Origin of the sequence: Acinetobacter sp. neg1, assembly GCF_000788125.1 — a bacterium.
GTDB lineage: Bacteria > Pseudomonadota > Gammaproteobacteria > Pseudomonadales > Moraxellaceae > Acinetobacter > Acinetobacter vivianii.
Map to the genome: position 1 here is coordinate 54,444 of NZ_JSZD01000007.1, position 19,020 is coordinate 73,463.

The 19,020-nt window shown below is 40.9% G+C and carries 18 protein-coding genes, 1 tRNA gene and 1 pseudogene; 8 read left to right on the top strand and 12 right to left on the bottom strand.

From position 1 onward, the window contains the following. The 4 genes from PJ15_RS07045 to PJ15_RS07060 are packed head-to-tail and all read left to right on the top strand — an operon-like array spanning position 1 to position 3,077. Positions 1 to 726, top strand: a complete 726-nt coding sequence (locus PJ15_RS07045; RefSeq protein WP_047429287.1) for a 3-ketoacyl-ACP reductase FabG2 — start codon at positions 1 to 3, stop codon at positions 724 to 726. Further along, complete coding sequence (locus tag PJ15_RS07050) at positions 726 to 1,949, top strand: beta-ketoacyl-ACP synthase (protein WP_047429288.1); 1,224 nt, start codon at positions 726 to 728, stop codon at positions 1,947 to 1,949. The genes PJ15_RS07045 and PJ15_RS07050 overlap by 1 nt, the downstream gene beginning before the upstream one ends. Positions 1,950 to 1,963: 14 nt before the next feature. After that, the gene (locus PJ15_RS07055) at positions 1,964 to 2,398 is read left to right on the top strand and encodes a hypothetical protein (protein WP_004775590.1); all 435 of its coding nucleotides are present in this window, start codon (positions 1,964 to 1,966) and stop codon (positions 2,396 to 2,398) included. Positions 2,399 to 2,423: 25 nt separating this feature from the next. Beyond that, positions 2,424 to 3,077: a 4'-phosphopantetheinyl transferase family protein gene (locus PJ15_RS07060; RefSeq protein ID WP_047429290.1), complete on the top strand. Its 654-nt coding sequence runs from the start codon at positions 2,424 to 2,426 to the stop codon at positions 3,075 to 3,077. A gap of 83 nt (positions 3,078 to 3,160) precedes the next feature. Here the strand turns inward: PJ15_RS07060 and secF are convergent, their stop codons facing one another. From secF to queA, 7 genes are all read right to left on the bottom strand, one after another. After that, a complete protein-coding gene (secF, locus tag PJ15_RS07065) occupies positions 3,161 to 4,129 on the bottom strand; it encodes a protein translocase subunit SecF (RefSeq protein WP_047429292.1) in 969 nt (322 codons plus the stop codon). A 10-nt stretch (positions 4,130 to 4,139) separates the two neighbouring features. Further along, positions 4,140 to 6,041 (bottom strand): protein translocase subunit SecD, encoded by a 1,902-nt coding sequence (gene secD / locus PJ15_RS07070; RefSeq protein ID WP_005259597.1) that lies wholly within the window; start codon positions 6,039 to 6,041, stop codon positions 4,140 to 4,142. A 51-nt stretch (positions 6,042 to 6,092) separates the two neighbouring features. Then, positions 6,093 to 6,422 (bottom strand): preprotein translocase subunit YajC, encoded by a 330-nt coding sequence (gene yajC, locus PJ15_RS07075; RefSeq protein WP_004775585.1) that lies wholly within the window; start codon positions 6,420 to 6,422, stop codon positions 6,093 to 6,095. A gap of 98 nt (positions 6,423 to 6,520) precedes the next feature. Continuing rightward, a complete protein-coding gene (tgt, locus tag PJ15_RS07080) occupies positions 6,521 to 7,651 on the bottom strand; it encodes a tRNA guanosine(34) transglycosylase Tgt (RefSeq protein WP_005289237.1) in 1,131 nt (376 codons plus the stop codon). 388 nt (positions 7,652 to 8,039) lie between these two features. Next, entirely contained in the window at positions 8,040 to 8,609 is a 570-nt protein-coding gene (locus tag PJ15_RS07085) for a LemA family protein (protein ID WP_004775583.1), read from the bottom strand. Between the two features lie 62 nt (positions 8,610 to 8,671). Next, positions 8,672 to 9,700 carry a membrane protein gene (locus tag PJ15_RS07090; protein WP_047429297.1) on the bottom strand — a complete coding sequence of 343 codons (1,029 nt, stop codon included), beginning with the start codon at positions 9,698 to 9,700 and terminating at the stop codon, positions 8,672 to 8,674. A 175-nt stretch (positions 9,701 to 9,875) separates the two neighbouring features. Next, entirely contained in the window at positions 9,876 to 10,913 is a 1,038-nt protein-coding gene (gene queA / locus PJ15_RS07095; RefSeq protein WP_047429298.1) for a tRNA preQ1(34) S-adenosylmethionine ribosyltransferase-isomerase QueA, read from the bottom strand. Positions 10,914 to 11,093: 180 nt separating this feature from the next. Here queA and PJ15_RS07100 point away from each other — a divergent pair. After that, positions 11,094 to 11,180 (top strand) — tRNA-Leu (locus tag PJ15_RS07100). 217 nt (positions 11,181 to 11,397) lie between these two features. On the opposite strand, the pseudogene PJ15_RS18940 reads toward PJ15_RS07100, so the two are convergent. The 5 genes and pseudogenes from PJ15_RS18940 to PJ15_RS07120 form a co-directional block, all read right to left on the bottom strand. After that, positions 11,398 to 11,718, bottom strand: a pseudogene (locus tag PJ15_RS18940) (NF045616 family extracytoplasmic (lipo)protein). Positions 11,719 to 11,788: 70 nt separating this feature from the next. Continuing rightward, the gene (locus tag PJ15_RS07105; RefSeq protein WP_047429300.1) at positions 11,789 to 12,232 is read right to left on the bottom strand and encodes a hypothetical protein; all 444 of its coding nucleotides are present in this window, start codon (positions 12,230 to 12,232) and stop codon (positions 11,789 to 11,791) included. 11 nt (positions 12,233 to 12,243) lie between these two features. Further along, positions 12,244 to 12,879, bottom strand: coding sequence for a hypothetical protein (locus tag PJ15_RS07110; protein ID WP_047429301.1), 636 nt, complete (start codon positions 12,877 to 12,879; stop codon positions 12,244 to 12,246). A gap of 1 nt (position 12,880) precedes the next feature. Further along, a complete protein-coding gene (locus tag PJ15_RS07115) occupies positions 12,881 to 13,414 on the bottom strand; it encodes a PAAR domain-containing protein (protein WP_047429303.1) in 534 nt (177 codons plus the stop codon). A gap of 18 nt (positions 13,415 to 13,432) precedes the next feature. Then, positions 13,433 to 13,861 (bottom strand): PAAR domain-containing protein, encoded by a 429-nt coding sequence (locus tag PJ15_RS07120; protein WP_047429304.1) that lies wholly within the window; start codon positions 13,859 to 13,861, stop codon positions 13,433 to 13,435. A gap of 246 nt (positions 13,862 to 14,107) precedes the next feature. Here PJ15_RS07120 and PJ15_RS07125 point away from each other — a divergent pair, with 246 nt between their 5' ends. From PJ15_RS07125 to glnE, 3 genes are all read left to right on the top strand, one after another. Beyond that, a complete protein-coding gene (locus PJ15_RS07125; RefSeq protein ID WP_047429306.1) occupies positions 14,108 to 14,734 on the top strand; it encodes a hypothetical protein in 627 nt (208 codons plus the stop codon). 176 nt (positions 14,735 to 14,910) lie between these two features. Beyond that, the gene (locus PJ15_RS07130; protein ID WP_047429308.1) at positions 14,911 to 16,182 is read left to right on the top strand and encodes a sensor histidine kinase; all 1,272 of its coding nucleotides are present in this window, start codon (positions 14,911 to 14,913) and stop codon (positions 16,180 to 16,182) included. A gap of 72 nt (positions 16,183 to 16,254) precedes the next feature. Then, on the top strand, positions 16,255 to 19,002 hold the full coding sequence (gene glnE, locus PJ15_RS07135; RefSeq protein ID WP_047429310.1) for a bifunctional [glutamate--ammonia ligase]-adenylyl-L-tyrosine phosphorylase/[glutamate--ammonia-ligase] adenylyltransferase: 2,748 nt from the start codon (positions 16,255 to 16,257) through the stop codon (positions 19,000 to 19,002). Positions 19,003 to 19,020 lie beyond the last annotated feature (18 nt).

Consider the following 19,020-nt stretch of genomic DNA (forward strand, 5'->3'; position numbering starts at 1 on the left):
ATGAATAGAAGAATATTAGTGACAGGCTCAAGTCGTGGCATTGGTAAAGCAATTGCATTGCAACTGGCTCGAGCGGGTTTTGATGTCACCATTCATGCGCGTTCGCGTGAAGCAGAAGCCGCGAAAGTGATCGAGCAAATTCAAAGTCTTGGGCAAAACAGCCATTATTTATTATTTGATGTGAATGAACGGGAACTGGTAAAAAGCCTATTAGAACAAGATGTTGAGCAACATGGGGCATTCTATGGCGTGGTGCTGAATGCGGGTCTTACCCATGATGGTGCATTTCCAGCTTTAACCGATCAGGACTGGGATGAAGTTATTTCGACCTCGTTAGATGGGTTTTATAATGTGCTTAAGCCTTTGATTATGCCGATGATCCATTTGCGTAAAGGTGGACGTATTGTCACACTTTCTTCGGTATCTGGGATTATGGGTAATCGTGGACAAGTGAATTATAGTGCAGCAAAAGCAGGGCTGATCGGCGCGACTAAAGCATTAGCTCTGGAATTAGCCAAGCGCAAAATTACGGTGAATTGTGTTGCACCAGGCCTGATTGAAACTGAAATGGTCACTGAAGAAGTTAAAGAGCACGCCTTAAAAATGATTCCAATGCAACGCATGGGACAGGTCGATGAAGTTGCTGGTGTGGTGAAATTCTTATGTTCAGATGAGGCATCGTATATTACCCGTCAGGTAATTTCGGTCAATGGAGGACTGATCTGATGAAGCGTGTTGTGGTTACCGGCATGGCAGGTATTACCTCATTAGGCGAAACGGCAGATGAAATTTTTGCGCAATTCCATGCAGGTAAAAGTGGCATTTGCTATATGCCTGAATGGGAGCAATATCCAGATTTAAGAACCAAGCTGGCGGGACCTGTTAGTAGCTTTCAGGTTGCCAAGCATTTTAACCGCAAGGTCACGCGTGGTATGGGGCGGGTTGCACTTATGTCCGTGATCAGTGCGGAAAATGCATTACAGGATGCAGGGCTTATTGATCACGAGATCCTGAAAAGTGGCGATGCTGGGGTGGCTTTCGGTTCTTCGGCAGGTAGCGTCGATGCCGTTCGCGAGTTTGGTAATATGTTGATTGATCAGGATATGAGTAAGATCAATGCCACCACTTATATCCGGATGATGTCCCATACCAGCGCCGTGAATATGACGGTCTACTTCGGTTTAAAAGGATTAACTTTACCGACTTCAAGCGCATGTACCTCAGGCTCAATGGCCATTGGTCAGGCTTATGAAGCGATTAAATATGGCAAACAGACTGTCATGATTGCAGGCGGCGCAGAGGAACTGAGTGCCGCAGGGGCAGCAGTTTTTGATGTGCTATTGGCCACCAGTGGAATGAATGATCATCCTGAAAAATCACCCCGTCCATTTGATACACAACGTGATGGCTTAGTGATTGGTGAAGGTGCGGGTAGCCTGATTCTTGAAGAATATGAACATGCCAAGCAGCGTGGTGCCACGATCTATGCTGAAATTATTGGCTATGCAAGCAATACCGATGGACAGCATGTCACCAGACCTGATACTGAAAGAATGGGACAATGCATGCAAATGGCGCTTAAAGATGCCAAGCTGGATGCCAGCCAGATTGATTATGTCAATGCACATGGAACTTCTACCGATCAGGGTGATATTGCAGAAAGTCAGGCCACTGCACGAATATTAGGACGTAAACCGATTAGTTCCTTAAAAAGCTATTTTGGACATACTTTAGGTGCTTGCGGTGCAATCGAGGCATGGTTAGGAATTGAAATGATGCAGCGCGGACAATTGATTCCAACCCTGAATCTGGATGAAATCGATCCACAATGCGGTGATCTGGATTATATTACTCAGCAGGTAAGAACGAGTGATATCAATATAATGATGAGCAATAACTTTGCTTTTGGTGGTATTAATACGTCACTGATTTTTAAACGTGTAACATAACGAGGGGCATAATAATGTCAATGAAACAATTATTTCTAGCAACAATTTTAAGCACAGGTTTTGCTGCATCTGTTCAAGCTGCCGATACTGTACATAATTTTGATTTTAAAGCTGCTGTGGATCGTGCAGTTGCTGATGGTACTTTAGACGGGAGCGTAAAGTTCTATCTGAAAGGAAATAAAGCTGGTGGCAAGGTGTTAGAACAAGATATCGTGACCAATCAGAAGACCAATGGTTTTGGCAAGTCGGCTGAAAAGTCATGTGACTGGGTACTTCGTTCTGCATTGATACAGTTAGACAAAGCTGCGAAAGCACGTGGCGCCAATGCTGTGACGAATATTGTGAGCTATTTTAAAAAGAATGAAGCACAAAGCTCAACCACCTATCAATGCTATAAAGGCATGGCGGTAGCGAGTGTTGCGCTCAAAGGCGATCTTGTTAAATTTTAAGTATTGATAAGATCAGGTTAAGCCAATGACGACACGTGAAATTGAAATCCATGTTCAGGCATTGGCTCAACTGCTTGAAAAGAATAAAACAGATTTTGCTGATTTAAGAAGCTTTAATCATTATAAAAAACAGCAGATTCAGGCCCGACGTAATCAGTTGCTTTCCCATCAACTGGATTGCTGCATAGATAAATTGATTTTTGCCAAACACGAGCATGGCAAACCTTTTTTAAGCTCTCATTCCTTACATTTTAATCATTCGCATAGTCAGCAATATTATGCGTTGGCAATGAGTGAGCGTGTTCAAGATATCGGTATTGATGTTGAGGAGCTAGATCGAAAAGTCCGTTACGATGCTTTGGCGCAGCATGCATTTCATCCCGAGGAATACCAGATTTGGCAACAGCAAGATCAGGATCTGGAATATTGGTTTAAAGTCTGGACCACCAAAGAAGCGATTTTAAAAGCCTCAGGTTTAGGGATTCGTCTGGATCTGAATAGCTTGAATACGCAGGTTCATCCCTCAAATCAGGGCGGCATGTGCTCACATCCATTGATTGGAACTTTTGCGTATCAGAACTTTATCCTGAACCAGAAAATTGTGGTGACTATCGCATGGCGGGCAGAGCAATCTTGCCGAGGTTTTCAGTTTCCAAAAATTCAAATTGTTCAGCATTAAGGCTGATAGGTATATCAGATTTTAACGCGATAAAAAATGCCAGCAATTGCTGGCATTTTATTTGAATCCAAGAGGAGAGGGATTTAAGGAATCTCTTCTTCTTCAAATTCAGGTTTAACTTGAACAATAAAGTCCTGACGATTCAGACCACGCCATAAAGCGAATGCTGTACCGATATAAATCGATGAGTAAGTTCCCACGAATACACCGACAAACATGGCAACAGAGAACCAGTGTAAGCCATCACCACCCAAGAACATCATGGCAAGTACCACGAGTAATAAGGTCATCGAGGTGTGGATGGTACGACGTAAGGTTTCTGTCAGTGCAATATCAACGATTTCACGAGGTGTTGCACCGCGAATCTTACGGAAGTTCTCACGGATACGATCCGATACAACGATGTTATCGTTGAGCGAGAAACCAATCACCGCAAGTACCGCAGCCAATACGGTTAAGTCGAAAGGCCACTGGAACAATGCGAATGCACCGATAATAATGACGATGTCGTGAAATAACGACATGACCGCACCCATCGCGAGTTTAAACTCGAAGCGGATGGTCACGTAGATCAGCATCAAGATCAATGCAAGCGCCACTGCACCCGCAGAACGCACATAAAGCTCATTACCTACTGCACCACCGACAGAGTCCACTTTATGAACTTCTACGGTGTTATTTGGCAATTGAACGGCTTTGGTGATGCTATTGCTCAGGTCTTCGACGTCCAGATCTTCTTGTACAGGCATACGGACGATCAGATCCGTATTACTTCCTAGAGTTTGTACTACTGCATCTTTAAAGCCAGCACGATCAAGTGCCTGAACCACTTGTGATGGCTGCACGCCTTGCTTGTAGTTCAATTCAGCAGAAATACCGCCAGTGAAGTCCAAACCGAGGTTTAGACCTTTGGTCGCGATAAAGAAGATACTCGCAATCGTCAGCAGGATCGAGAAGATAGCCGCAGGTTTGGCAATCTTCATGAACGGGATAATTTTCAGGTTATCCGGGCGACCGTATTGTTTTGAGTCTTGTTGAGTCAGATCAGTCATGTGAATCTCCTTAAATACTCAACTTTTTCAAATTACGGCGTTTGCCATAAATGAGCTGTACGATGGCACGAGTTACGGTAATTGCAGTAAACATCGAACACACAATACCAATCATCAAGGTCACAGCGAAGCCTTTAATCGGGCCTGTACCAATAGCGAATAAGATAAACGCAACGAGGAATGTGGTTAAGTTCGAGTCAAGAATGGTGTTATAGGCTCGATCATAACCCGCCACAATCGCCTGTTTCGGCGAGGCGCCCCAGAGCATTTCTTCCCGTATTCGTTCACAGATCAGGACGTTGGCATCGACCGCCATACCGATGGTAATGACGATACCCGCAATACCTGGCAGGGTGAGGGAAGCCCCAATCCAAGACATCACGGTTAAGATCATGGCAAGGTTAAAGACCAAGGCAAAGTTTGCGATTAAACCGAATAAACGGAAGAATACAACCATCCAGATCGCAACCAGCAAGAAGCCGATCTGAGTCGATAACACACCTTTGTCAATGTTTTCCTGACCTAAGCTTGGACCAACCACACGTTCTTCTACGAAGTACATCGGCGCAGCAAGTGCACCTGCACGAAGCATTAAAGCAAGCTCAGCCGCTTCTTGTGGTGAATCTAGACCTGTAATACGGAATTGTGAACCAAGCACAGCCTGAATGGTTGCAGCATTGATCACGACAGATTCAGTATATGGGGTACGAACTTCGGTTTGAACGCCAGTATTCGGGTCTGCAACGTAAGAGATTTTTTGTTTATTTTCAATAAACAGTACCGCCATACGTTTGCCGACAGCACCACGCGTTGCATCTGACATGAGCTTACCGCCCGCAGTGTCTAACGTGATGTTTACTTCGGCGCCGCCTGAGTCCTGACTAAAGCCAGAGCTTGCATTCTGAACACGTTCACCCGTCAAGATACGGTTACGTTGCAACAGTAATTGACGACCGCTATCAAGTGATTGGTAAGCGAACACTTCAGTGCCTGGAGGAAGTGGCTGACCGTTATATTTACCCGTATATGGATCGATATATTGATCATTACTATCCGCAACCAGACGGAACTCTAAGTTTGCTGTACGACCCAAGACACGTTTTGCTTCCGCTGTATCCTGAACACCGGGTAATTCAACCACAATACGGTTGCTACCTTGTGTTTGTACCAAAGCTTCTGCCACACCTAGTTCGTTAATACGGTTACGTAAGGTGGTTAAGTTTTGGTTGACTGCATAAGATTGAATTTCCTGACGACGTGTATCGGTATAATTCAGTCTTAAGGTTGCACCAGATGAAGTCGCAACAGCCTGTTGTGTAAACTCATTACCATTGCGACGCAAGAAATCAGTCGCTGCATCACGGTCTGCATTGTTTGCAAACTGGACAGTAATGGTGTTGTTGTTTAACGCCAAGTTGTTAAATTTGATTTTGTTATCACGGAATTGACGACGCAGATCAGTCGCAGATGTTTCCATACGCTGACTAATTGCTTTATCCATGTCGACTTCGAGCAAGAAGTGTACACCGCCACGTAAGTCCAAACCGAGTTTCATCGGTTTCGCACCAATCTTCTGCAACCACTCAGGTGTGGTTGGCGCAAGGTTGAGTGCAACTACATAGTCATCACCGAGATCACGACGAAGGACTTCTTTCGCTTTTAACTGCGCTTCAGAAGAACTTAAACGTAATAATGCCGCGTTGTTGGTGAAGCTATTGTCGTGACTGCTAATATCGGCAGTTTTTAAAATCTGCTCAGCTTTTTGCACGATAGTCTGATCAATCTTGGTGCCTGCTTTGGCCCCAGAAATCTGGACAGCAGGTTCATCTGGATACAGACTTGGAAGTGCATATAACGTACTGATCACAAGGACAACCAGGATCAGTAAATATTTCCATGCAGGGTAACGCATTCGCTTTCTTCTTAAATGAAAAAGTCGTGCTGAGGCACGACTATTTTATGATTAAAGGTTATTTAATGTGCCTTCAGGTAATACTGAAATGACACTCGCACGCTGGATTTTTACTTCAACACCACGAGTGAGTTCAACAACTGCAAAGTCACCTTCGAGTTTGATAATTTTCCCCATTAAACCACCAGCAAACACGATTTCGCTGCCTACACCCAAGCTCTCGATCAAAGAACGATGTTCTTTGGCACGTTTCGCTTGTGGTCTCCAGATCAAGAAGTAGAAAATTGCGATAAATACCGCGATCATCAACAAGTTAGCCATCAAGCTTGGACCTTGTGTCGCAGCAGGGGCAGCGTGAGCAGTAGAGATGAAAAGACTCATTTCGTTTTCCTAAAATTAAAAAGCCAAAAAATTAACAATAAATTCCAATTCGTTTTGCAATGTACCTTGTCTTGCGATCAGGCGCAAATCTTGATGAATTAATCTTCAGGGCAAGGTGGAACGTCTAATCCACGACGTGCATAAAAGTCCTGAACGTATTCATCAAATGTGCCGTTATCCAGTGCATCCCGCATACCTTGCGTAAGGCGCTGGTAGTAACGCAAGTTATGGATTGTGCCGAGCATTGACGCCAGCATCTCACCGCACTTCTCTAAATGATATAAATAGGCACGCGTAAAGTTTTTACAAGTGTAGCAATCGCAATGTGGGTCTAATGGCCCTTTATCATGACGATATTTGCTGTTACGAATTCTAACCAAACCATCGGTCACAAAATAATGACCATTACGTGCATTACGGGTTGGCATCACGCAGTCAAACATATCGACACCACGGCGCACCGCTTCCACGATATCTTCTGGTTTACCCACACCCATCAAGTAACGTGGTTTGTCTTGTGGCATTTTGTTTGGTAAATAATCAAGTACCTTGATCATTTCTTCTTTCGGTTCACCTACCGACAAGCCACCAATCGCATAACCATCAAAACCAACTTCTAACAAGCCTTTCAGTGATTCATCACGTAGGTCTTCGTACATGCCACCTTGAATGATGCCGAATAACGCATTTTTATTCTTAAGCTCATCATGGTGGTGGGTTTTACAACGTTTTGCCCAGCGTAAAGAAAGCTGCAATGATTTTTGCGCTTCTTCATGTGTCGCAGGGTAAGGGGTACACTCATCAAAAATCATTACGATGTCTGAATTGAGTACCTGTTGAATCTCCATCGAAATCTCTGGAGACAGGAATACTTTTGAACCATCGATTGGCGAACGGAAAGTTACACCTTCTTCTTTGATCTTACGCATTGCACCCAAGCTAAAGACTTGGAAACCGCCAGAGTCGGTCAAAATCGGTTTATCCCATTTGATAAACTCATGCAGACCGCCGTGCTCTTTAATGACTTCCAAGCCAGGACGTAAGTAAAGATGGAAGGTATTACCCAGAATAATTTGTGCCTGAATGTCTTCAATATCGCGTGGCAACATGCCTTTCACAGTACCGTAAGTACCAACCGGCATAAATACAGGTGTTTCAACCACACCATGCTCTAAAGTGAGTCGACCACGACGGGCACGCCCCGACTGGCCTAATTTTTCAAATTTCATGACACTATCCATCAAGGCGAAAAAACAGTTCGCTGATCAAAAGCGGCTATTTTCCTTGATTATGGCGTCCAGTTCTACTACTAAATGTAGCGAGAGATAAAATAGATTTAGTTTGATAAGTTTTTGGTGATATTTGCTCGAATGTTGATGAGCAAATACTGATTTACGTGAATAAGGTTTTTGCATTTTGTAATGCGACATTTGTGAGGAAATTTGCTATCGAGATGGCGGCATGGATGCCGCCGCGTTAGACTGCGGTAGCAGGGATGTACCGTCAGTCTAACAAATGGTTTTGGTTACTTTTGCCAAAACAAAAGTAACTCCAACCGAAGGTTTTTACTGAAATGAGTGAGATAACTATAAGACGCTAATATGTTTAACTACCGCACTAAAAATTCGGTTTATAGTCAAAATTTTCAGTCGCCAGATTATCCTTAAACGGACGAATCGTCTTCTTGGATAAGGTTAGCGTATTAATCAAGTTGTTTGGAAACACTTCGATCTGGTTATTAAACAATTCCACGTTACGATTAAAGATGGTAATGGCTGCACCGACATTTTCATTTTGTTCCTGAATGTCATCCATCATTTTGCTATACAGCGCATCCGCTTTCAGTTCAGGATAATTCTCAACCACCACATTTAAGCTGCGGATCAGCTCTTTACTCATTTTCTCAATCTGTTGTAGTTGTGAAATATCCGTATCATTGACATTAAGATTCAGAATCTGTTGACGTAACTCGGTGACTTTTTCCAAGGTTGATTTTTCAAACTGGGTATATTGATCCAGCGTCGCTTCGAGAGCTTCCAATGTCTTTACTTTCTGACGCTCGAAATTAGCCACTTCTGACCACGCACGTTTGGTGGCATTAAAATATCGTACGATGTTGTTGCGAATAGAAACGCCCCATACGATTAGCACCACAAAAATCCCCAAAAAGATCAGTAAACCTGTCATCACATTCCCCTTATTGTTATTTCCCTTAAATTCTCGCTTTATTAAAAGAGAGCTTGGGAGAATTATTGAATTACATTCAGCATCAATTGTTGAAATTTCTGATATTGCGGCATGGTCATGGTGCGCAAGTGTCCGCGTAATGCTGGAATATCATGAATTTCACTGCGTTTACTGGCGGTTTGGAAAAGATTTTGTTCGCCCACGTAACACAGGATTTGCTCTTGATGATGATAAATTAAATCACCTGTAAAATGTTGAAAAAAATCATGTAATTTTAAGGTTAAACTCGGGCTGATTTCCTTGGCTAACTGATGTTGATTCAGTCCAAAAATATTCAATTCCTGATTAATCAAAATATCGCTGCTTTGCCATGAACTGGTATAGGGTTCAAAAAAACGGGAACGTTGATTACTGACAGCAATCCCTAAGTTGGGCATTTGAAAAATAAAGGCGCCCCACAAATCCTTATGAATCTCTTTGACGATTTTCTTATTGTTGCCTTGATCTTGCAAAATCGGCATTTCATTGACGTAATGATATTGAAAAAGCAGCACTTGATGCGTGGTCGTGCCATCATTCCACGTCGTTGATGCATAGTGCGTGATGTCATTGGATTCACTACCACGATTAAATAAGGGGAAATGTTGCTTTAATTTACTCATCACTAGCAGTGGTTGCGCCTGAATCGGTAAATAAGCAGGCAGTTGCTGGAACTGTAAACCATAACGCAATACCGTGATGCGTTCTTCTAAATAACGAATCACACGAGTCAGTGGTTCTTGCGGTTCATACAATAGATAAGCGAGAAAACCGGTCAGGAATGCCCCGAGCAGACTCCAGATATATTGAATATGCGGATGGAGAAAATAGCCAAAGACCAGCGTTCCGATGCTGATGATACCCAGTAGGTAGGGAAGGGCATTAAAAAAACACAGATTATGATCTTCACGCCAAGGATGCAGCGCATCTAACAAATCCTGATCGCTATGCGATTTTTGTCCAGCCTCCCACAAACGGGCGATATTACGGAACACCTGCGCATTTTTTTTACGTCGGATATGGAGAGCTTGTTGTACTGTATCGATCGGCATGGAGGTTTTATTTCATTATAATTGCTTTGTATGAACTGAATTATGCTTTAAATTTCAGAAACTAAGAAGTATATAATCTGAATCGGGCGGTATTTTTTATTTTAATAAACAGTGCTCTGTTTAATCTATTCTGAAAAAATAGGCTAAACCTGAATTTAGCCTATTTATCTGTTTTTTAAGCGTCGAGCTTGTCCACCAACATCGCATCGCCATAACTAAAGAAGCGATAGCGTTGTTCCACTGCATGTTTATAAGCAGCCAAGATATTATCCCGATTCGACAAAGCTGAAACCAACATTAATAAGGTCGATTCTGGTAAATGGAAGTTGGTAATCAAACGATCCACGATACAGAACTGATAACCTGGATAAATAAAGATCTGGGTATCACCTGTCCAAGCTGCAATTTTACCTTGGTTGGCCTGTGCTGCACTTTCCAGCGCACGGGTCGCTGTAGTGCCTACTGCAATCACTTTATTACCGCGTGCTTTGGTTGCCAAAATCAGGTCAATCGTCGCTTGTGGTACATCACACCATTCACTATGCATAATGTGATTGGTAATGTCTGTAGTCCGAACAGGCATAAACGTTCCTGCACCGACATGCAAGGTCACAAAGGTTTTTTGCACGCCTTTTGCTTCTAATTTTTCTAATAAGCCTTGGTCGAAATGCAAACTGGCTGTTGGCGCAGCAACACTGGCAATTTTTTCAGGATCATGGAATACGGTTTGATAACGTTCAGTATCAATCTCTTCGGCTTCACGGTTGAAATAAGGTGGAATCGGGAGCTGACCGTATTGATCCAGTACCGACAAAATCGGTTGTGAAAACTTCACCACAAACAGATTTTCATGGCGACCTTGTACGGTGACAGGTACAGCATCTTCACCGATATACAGTTCTACGCCGGCTTTAGGTGAGTTGCTTGATTTGATATGGCAATGAGCAGTGTGAGTGTCCAATATGCGCTCAACCAGCACTTCGATTGCGCCACCTGTAGCACGTTTGCCTTTTAAGCGCGCTTTCATGACTTTGGTGTCATTCAGTACCAGTAAATCACCGTCTTCAAGTAGATCGAGGATATCGGTAAAGGCATGGTCATGATATTGACCTTGGTTATCGATATGGAGCAGGCGAGATGCGCTACGACTGTCTAATGGATAGCGAGCAATAAGTTCATCGGGGAGATCAAACGAAAAGTCGGAGAGTTGCATACATCTAAAACATTGCAAAAATTGGGCGTAGTATAGTCTTTTTTGCATTTTCTCGCTGAGTTCGTGTGATTATTGAGAGAAAAATATCTGAATGATTTAAAAGTGAGCAATAAGCGTGAGTTAGTGTTTGACAATAAAATCAAACAGGTTATTATACGCAACACAAAGCATCGCACTCTTCCCGAGGTGGTGAAATTGGTAGACGCGGCGGACTCAAAATCCGCTGTCAGAGATGACGTGTCGGTTCGAGTCCGACCCTCGGGACCAAGATTCAAAGACCCCAAGCTGGTATTAAAGGCTTGGGGTTTTTTATGTTCATAAAAATGAATTAGGTACATGTTTCTAACTAAAAATCTTTCTGCAAATAAGCCCTCAAAAAGAAGTTTTTACTTGAGTACACTCCGTTGAAGTTTACTCAAGCAACTTTTAAGATAACTTACTTTAATAAACGGACGAACCAGTAATATAAATTTTTTAACATTGTTCAAAGACCGTTGCTAGAATAATCATATTGATTGGTTCCGTAATATATACCTTTATCAAGATCTGCTTTAGTCTCTAATAATACAGTTTCTTCAGCTGTAGGTATTTTAATATTCAAATAATTTTTTGATTAGCAAGAGTGAAAAGTATTAATCCCATCTACTTTATGTATATAAACTAATGTCTGATTTTTATATGCTTTGTAGTACCCTCCTTTTATAAATACACAGATATCATTGTCTTTAACTTTTGCATGCAGGAAAGAGCATGGAGAAGCGCTGGCAGTACTACTAATAAGAAGTAATAAATATAATAATTTAATGGAAATTAATTTTAATATAATTCCAAAAAATAGGTCTGAGTTAAGCATCTACGCAGTTTTGTTTAAAGTTTCATAAATCATGGCACTTCTTAATAAATGTGGAAGTGTTTTCATTTTGTTGCTTAGTAAGAATTTTATCTTTATGTAAACAGAAACCTACTGTAGTGAATCCAACACCAGTTTTATTTAATCCTTGCTCACCTAGCAATATATAATAAGCATGATTTTCTAAAATTTTTTTTGATTTATAGTTCTCAAAAATAATCTCTTTCATTTCCTTATTAATCTCTTTAGAAACAAATAATCTTTTATAAGTTAGGCCATCTGATTCAAAGTTTTCATAGTCATTAATTTCATAATGATAGACCAAAACTTTTTTATCTTTCGGGAATGAGAAATGGAGATTTCCTTGATTGCTAGAAATAACTATATCATTTTTCATACTATTGTGACTTGTACATCCAATAATGAAAAATGGAATAAATAAAATAATCAATGCATTAAGTAATTTCATATAACTTCCTTTTATGGAATAGCTTGTCTAACTTTATCTTCATAAATTTGTACTATACTAGCCCAAGCACCTTTAATGTTGGTCTTTATATTATCTATTTTCATATACTGAATTTGTTTGTTGGTATATTTGAGTAACCAATAATCAGCTAAAATTTCTGCTTGAGATTCCAAGTTGTAATCTAATAATTTTTTAGGTAGATGTTCAACTAAATTAGGCATGAAATCTGACTTGTATTTTTTTAGTTCATGTATGTTGTATAGGTAAGGATCTTTCTTAGTAAAATAAGCACACGCATGTACTGAACCCGCTACAACCAATACATTCACATCTGATTGATATTGCCATACATGGCCCATTTCATGTAAAAAAACCTTTTTAAAATCAGTTGTTGAGGCACTATAGTCTGGTAAATAAATTTCTCTAGGAGCATAAATATTACCGTTAGGAGTAACAAATGTCTTTGAGTCTTGGTTAGGTAAATAGTCACCAGTAAAAATTTTAACTTTAGAATAATCAATACTATCTTTAAAAATAAGCTTCGATAAAGCTATTTCACCAGATGTTAGATTACGTGAAGGCAACGTTACTACTTTTTTCACACTATTTTCAACACTATTGGTTGATGCTTTTATATTAATACCCACACTACTTGTCCTGATCTAACTCATAAAAATAAGGAATTTTTTCTTTAAAGAAGAACTCTATATCTGTTATTTCTTCTACTTTTTCTGAGGATATTCGTTGAGTTTTACCTTCACTATCTAATAGACCTTCATGCAAATTACTACCAACTTGAAGTTTGTAACCAATATATTTGAAAAGAATGCTAATACTAGAGTCATCAGCTAATTGGAGTTGTTCATCAAATTTACGGGGTATTTGGGGGTTATTCGAAGATGATCTTCCTGCTCCGCCGCCGCTTTCTCCTACAACATGAGACTGTTGTGGTTGAATAGTCGCTCCACATGTCAATTTATCTCCGACATACGCCACGGGCTTGCCATCAAAAATTACATGATCATGGCTTTTTAATACTGTTGACCAACATTTGCATTTAGGGCAAAAATGTCCATCTCCAGCGCGTACAAATAAATTTCCCATTTGAGAACTTCGCATTTGAGTGGCTGGAATGATACCACCATGATTAGTTGGTGCATTATGAATAGCAAAACCTTTCATTCTAATCAGTCCTTAAAATTAGTCATGATTTAAAAAGTTTTCGGGTATGGAGTGATCTTTATAAATTCTAATAGCAATAGTCGTATTTGGACTTTCAATAATTTCATCCCCATTCTCTAAACGACTGCCAACTAAAGCTACTGGTGATCCATCCACAATGCATGCAGTGCCTGCACCAGAAACTATTTTAGAAGTTGTGCCATCTGCATAAATGACTTCATCACCAACACAAGCAATAGTTAAACCACAAATTTTTGCTGCGTTGGAAGATGTATTAAGTAAACCACCATTTCGAGATTTAGCCCCATGTACAGCTACATAGTAGACAATATGAGGTTTATTGTTCCAATAGAGCTGTTCAGCGTTTGAAATCTGTTGAATATCACTTTCTGAAAGTATTTCTAATTGCTCAATAGAAAGCTCATTTAAAAACATACGATCTTTCATTATTTTTCCTATTTTAATTTTCGACATAATAATAGCAAAAAACAATCAAACCAAGAAACACCCAATATGTAACCAATAAATCCAGCGTTTGATAATACTATTTGACTATCGTTGGTGTATCTTATCTATGAATCAGAATTGAAAAATTCTAATTTGGATTAAATTTTTGTTTTTTAGTATTTATAATCTAGAGGTTAGATATATTTCTTAGTTGTTATTCGCAGTTTAATTTATCAAGGGGGAGAAGTGTTAGATTTAATAATAAAAGCATTGCCAGTATTCTTGGCCATCGTGCCACTGTTTGTTTGGTTGGATAAAGCGAAAAGATTTATTCATCGTAGAAAATTCTATTTAGAGAGATTAACAGCTGTAACTGAATATATTGATCATTATTATGAACAAGATAAAGAAAAGATCGAAAAAGATTGTGCTGCACAAGCATTGGTATGTTCTGAAAAGGTGAGTCATCTTGAAGTGGACTATGTAATTAAAGAATATCCCCAAAGATTTTTCATCATGATCAAGAAGTTGATCACTGCCCGTCATATGGTAGTTACAACTTTGGATGACGGAAAAATAGCCTTAACAGCAAAATCTTCAAAGCAGAGTTATAAAAGGAAAAGATGGGTCTTGGCTGGATGCTATCTTTTAGCCATGGTAATTATTGAGTCAAATAACATATTGGTTTTTTTAATGAACCAATATGACTTAGCAACATTTCAAGTTGATGCTTGGGTACTTTTAGTTGGGACTATAGTCTCGCTAGTTATGGGAATGATCCTGGCTATTATTTCTGGATTGCTATTTCTGAGTGTAGATGCATTGATTGAGATTTATGATGATTTAAAAGTACAGCATGTACCTAGAGAATAGCTTATCTGTTGGGATTTTATCTAAGTTAAAATTCAATGAAATTTCACGTTTTGTTGCGAATTGATTGAATCAACAATTGCCTTTTCTGTTAAAGTTTGTTAATACTAAGTGATAGTTTTCACATTTTTTCTATAAAACGTAAAGAACCGTATAACGATAATATTCGAGAGGCGGGAATGGCGATTCAATTATTAGAACTACAGCAAGCCGAAAAGCTAAGTGCTTGTAAAATCTCTCTTTCTTTGGGGCTAAACTCAGAGCAGAACCTGCTTGAGCAATTTTTACAGTTTAACCGTAAATTGATGCAAGCCAGTACTGCATTACTCGCTTTTCATCAGGAACCTTACCTTTGGCATCGTTGTCCTGAAAAGTTACAAGCGATTGATGCTTCCAAGATTACCAAAAGCTTAAATACGCTATTTGTAAATGGCGATCTGGTCGACTGTGATCATCCACAATATCAAACCCTATTGGCATTTTTACATCCGATTAAAAAGAAAGTCCAGTCGGCAATTGCCTTACACCTCAGGCATCCAGACCAGACCTCACTCGGATATATCATCCTGTTTGATGAAGCTGCACAAGGTTTTAGTGAATTACAAAAACAACTGCTGCAAGAGCATAGTGTCAATTTCATGCAACAGCTGGAATTGAAGTTTAACCATGATGAACTTAAAGAATTATACGAACAAGAAGCTGCACTGAATTTTAGTAAAACCAAATTCTTTTCTATTATTTCCCATGACTTACGTGCACCATTTCATGGCTTGTTAGGCTTTTCGGAAATACTCGCGAAAGAGCGTGATACCTTGGATGAGTCAAGTATTCAAAATATTGCTGATTATCTCTACGATACCTCGCAGTCGACTTATAACTTATTGGAAAGCTTACTGAATTGGGCAATGGCAGAGGGTGGTCGTTTTGTCTATCATCCCATTAACTTCAAGTTACGTCAGATCACCAATATTGTGACTGATATCCTGAAAACTTTGGCGATTAAAAAGAATATTCAACTGATTAACGAAGTCGATGAAAACCTGAAAGTCTATGCCGATATGAATATGATTACCTCGGTGATTCAGAATCTGGTCTCCAATGCACTGAAATTTACCGATGTCGATGGCTCAGGCAAAGTTTATATTCAGGCGCAACATAAGGGCACCTATGTCGAAATTTATGTCAAAGACACGGGCTTAGGTATGACCCAAGAACAAATTAAAGATTTGTTTCAGCCACGCATTACCATGAGCTATAAAGGTACCGCAGGAGAAAAGGGTGCTGGACTCGGTTTAAGTTTATGCAAGCGCTTTGTGGAAATGAATCTGGGTGAAATCAATGTGACTTCCAATGAAGGGGAAGGTACGGTATTTACAGTGCTGCTCCCGATAGAACGTGAGCAGGTTGATTTATGTACAAGTCAGGCAAAAACTAAAGCAAAATTAGTCTAAAGAGATTTTAAAGATAAGCTTGTAACTGATATAACTAACCAAGATGAGATGACATCAGTCGAGCCTTTTTATATGAATGCGGAACAGCTACAAAAAACCTTGGTCGCAAGCCAATACGCTGAACAAGTTTTAAATTTATACCAAGCAGAATTAGAACAAGATTATAACCAAGATCATTTTCTTGATGCATTGTCGACTGAAACCATCTTTCAAAAAGTTCAGCAAGCTGTGGCTGAATGCAGTAATGAACAAGCATGGATGAAGGCTTTACGCGTTTTACGTGCCAAGTTGATGTTTCGCTGGATTTGGCAAGATGCCAATCAATTAACCAATGTGGTCACACTAACGCGCGAACTGTCTGATTTCGCTGATGCCAGTATTTGTGCTGCCAAAGCTTTTGCATTAGCACCTTTACTTGCCAAGCATGGCGAACCGATCGGTTATTCAGGCCAGTTGCAGGATCTGATTGTCATTGGCATGGGTAAGCTGGGCGCTCAAGAACTGAATCTGTCTAGTGATATCGATTTGATATTTGCCTTTGATGAACAGGGTGAAACCAATGGGCGTAAATGTATTGATGTGCAGCAGTTCTGCATTTTGTGGGGACAGAAATTAATTTACTTATTGGATCACATTACTGCCGATGGTTTTGTATTCCGTGTTGATATGCGCTTGCGTCCATGGGGCGATGGCTCGGCATTGGCGATTAGCCATAGTGGTTTGGAAAAATATCTGAGCCAGCATGGGCGTGAATGGGAACGCTATGCATGGATTAAGGCACGCGTGATTACGGGTGGTAAAGCGGGTGCAGAGTTACTGGACATGTCGCGGCCATTCGTATTCCGTCGTTATGTCGATTATTCTGCTTTCGCTGCTATGCGTGAAATGAAGGCGATGATTGAGCGTGAAGTCATGCGCCGTAATATCGAAGAGGATATTAAGCTTGGCGCAGGCGGGATTCGTGAAATCGAATTTATTGTGCAGGTGTTCCAGCTCATCTACGGTGGATCGAAGCGTGAACTGCAAGATCGTCAATGTCTGGTCAATTTGCATCATTTAGGTGAAGCGGAGTTGCTGGATCAGCAGGCAGTGATTGATCTAGAAGATGCTTATCTATTTTTAAGACGGGTGGAGCATGCAATTCAGGCCTTGAATGATCAGCAAACCCAGTCCTTGCCAACGGAACCTGAACTGAGACAGCGGATGCTGGATACCTTGGGCTTTGCAGATTGGCCTGCATTCCTAGAGGTATTGAATAAGAAGCGTGACAAGGTCAAAGTCCAGTTTAAACAGTTGATTCAGGAAAAAGAATTTTCTGAACCTGTGGATGATTTCGTTCAGCTTGAGCAAAAACTCAATGCGGTACTTGATGACAATGCCAAAAACCTGATTCAAAACTTCTGGCATGGACAAGCCTTGCGTAAAATTCCTGCCAGTGCCTTAGAGCGTTTAAAGAAATTTTGGCCTCATCTGATTGAAGCGATTTTACAGTCCGATCAGCCGCAAGTAGCTTTATTGCGTTTGATGCCTTTGGTTGAATCTGTATTACGCCGTACTGTGTATCTGGTGATGCTGATGGAAAGTCGTGGTGCGTTACAACGACTAGTAAAAATGGCGACGGTCAGCCCGTGGATTTGTGAAGAACTGGCGCAATATCCTGTGCTTTTAGATGAATTCCTGTCCATGGATTTTGGTCTGCCGCAGCGACAGGATCTGGAAGATTCTCTGCGTCAGCAATTGCTTCGGATTGAAATTGACCAAGTTGAAGATCAGATGCGGGTATTGCGCTTATTTAAAAAGAGCAATGTATTGACGGTCGCTGCCAGTGATGTGTTGGCCGAAAGTCCACTCATGAAAGTGTCTGATGCACTCACCGATATTGCCGAAGTCAGCGTGCAGGCAACCTTACGATTGGCCTATGAAGCTGTCGCTGCGCGGCATGGTTATCCTTTGGGCAATGATGGGCAACGTTGTAGTCTGGACCATAAAGGCTTTGCGGTGATTGCGTATGGGAAATTAGGCGGCATTGAGCTGGGTTATGGCTCAGATCTGGATCTGGTATTTATTCATGCGCTTGAAGAGCAAAGTGAAACGGATGGTCGCAAGGGCATCAGTGGGGCTGAGTTTGCCATTCGGGTGGCACAGAAGTTTATGTCGCTGATGACCACGCAAACTCTTGATGGACGTGTCTATGAAATTGATACGCGCCTGCGACCTTCGGGTGAAGCAGGCATGTTGGTCACCAGTTTAAAAGCCTATGAACAGTATCAACAGAAAAACGCATGGTTATGGGAACATCAGGCTTTAGTCCGTGCCCGCTCGATTGCGGGTGATCAAAGTTTATGCCAGCAATTTGAGCAGATTCGCTGCCAGATCCTGACGCAAGTTCGTGATGAAAATGAAGTGCGTGAAGAAGTGTTAAAAATGCGTCAAAAGATGAAAGATCATTTGGGATCATCTTCTGAGCAAAAAAAACATGGTATTTTTCATTTAAAACAGGACTCAGGTGGTATCGTTGATATCGAATTTATGGCACAGTATGCTGTACTTGCATGGAGTGGGACGAATACAGATCTCGCCCATTTTTCCGATAATGTAAGAATTCTAGAAGATGCTGCTAAAGCAGGCTGCTTATCCAGTGAAGATGCCACAGCATTAATACACGCTTATCTCCGTGAACGAGCTGAGAGCCACCGTTTAGCACTTGCAAACCAATCTATGCAAGTTAATGCTGCGGATTGGCACGATACCCGCGAGATCGTTTGCAAGTTATGGCAAAGATTAATTGATCCAACTGCGATAGCATTGGAAAGTGAATAATTGTGTAAAAAAGAAAAT

What these genes read in the sequence shown, in the direction of transcription:
- PJ15_RS07120 (WP_047429304.1), bottom strand. Translation starts at nt 13,861, where the DNA reads ATGAAAGATCGTATGTTTTTAAATGAGCTTTCTATTGAGCAATTAGAA.
- queA (WP_047429298.1), bottom strand. Translation starts at nt 10,913, where the DNA reads ATGCAACTCTCCGACTTTTCGTTTGATCTCCCCGATGAACTTATTGCT.
- PJ15_RS07085 (WP_004775583.1), bottom strand. Translation starts at nt 8,609, where the DNA reads ATGACAGGTTTACTGATCTTTTTGGGGATTTTTGTGGTGCTAATCGTA.
- glnE (WP_047429310.1), top strand. Translation starts at nt 16,255, where the DNA reads ATGAATGCGGAACAGCTACAAAAAACCTTGGTCGCAAGCCAATACGCT.
- secF (WP_047429292.1), bottom strand. Translation starts at nt 4,129, where the DNA reads ATGACTGATCTGACTCAACAAGACTCAAAACAATACGGTCGCCCGGAT.
- secD (WP_005259597.1), bottom strand. Translation starts at nt 6,041, where the DNA reads ATGCGTTACCCTGCATGGAAATATTTACTGATCCTGGTTGTCCTTGTG.
- PJ15_RS07045 (WP_047429287.1), top strand. Translation starts at nt 1, where the DNA reads ATGAATAGAAGAATATTAGTGACAGGCTCAAGTCGTGGCATTGGTAAA.
- PJ15_RS07090 (WP_047429297.1), bottom strand. Translation starts at nt 9,700, where the DNA reads ATGCCGATCGATACAGTACAACAAGCTCTCCATATCCGACGTAAAAAA.
- PJ15_RS07055 (WP_004775590.1), top strand. Translation starts at nt 1,964, where the DNA reads ATGTCAATGAAACAATTATTTCTAGCAACAATTTTAAGCACAGGTTTT.
- PJ15_RS07130 (WP_047429308.1), top strand. Translation starts at nt 14,911, where the DNA reads ATGGCGATTCAATTATTAGAACTACAGCAAGCCGAAAAGCTAAGTGCT.
- PJ15_RS07050 (WP_047429288.1), top strand. Translation starts at nt 726, where the DNA reads ATGAAGCGTGTTGTGGTTACCGGCATGGCAGGTATTACCTCATTAGGC.
- PJ15_RS07115 (WP_047429303.1), bottom strand. Translation starts at nt 13,414, where the DNA reads ATGAAAGGTTTTGCTATTCATAATGCACCAACTAATCATGGTGGTATC.
- PJ15_RS07060 (WP_047429290.1), top strand. Translation starts at nt 2,424, where the DNA reads ATGACGACACGTGAAATTGAAATCCATGTTCAGGCATTGGCTCAACTG.
- PJ15_RS07105 (WP_047429300.1), bottom strand. Translation starts at nt 12,232, where the DNA reads ATGAAATTACTTAATGCATTGATTATTTTATTTATTCCATTTTTCATT.
- yajC (WP_004775585.1), bottom strand. Translation starts at nt 6,422, where the DNA reads ATGAGTCTTTTCATCTCTACTGCTCACGCTGCCCCTGCTGCGACACAA.
- tgt (WP_005289237.1), bottom strand. Translation starts at nt 7,651, where the DNA reads ATGAAATTTGAAAAATTAGGCCAGTCGGGGCGTGCCCGTCGTGGTCGA.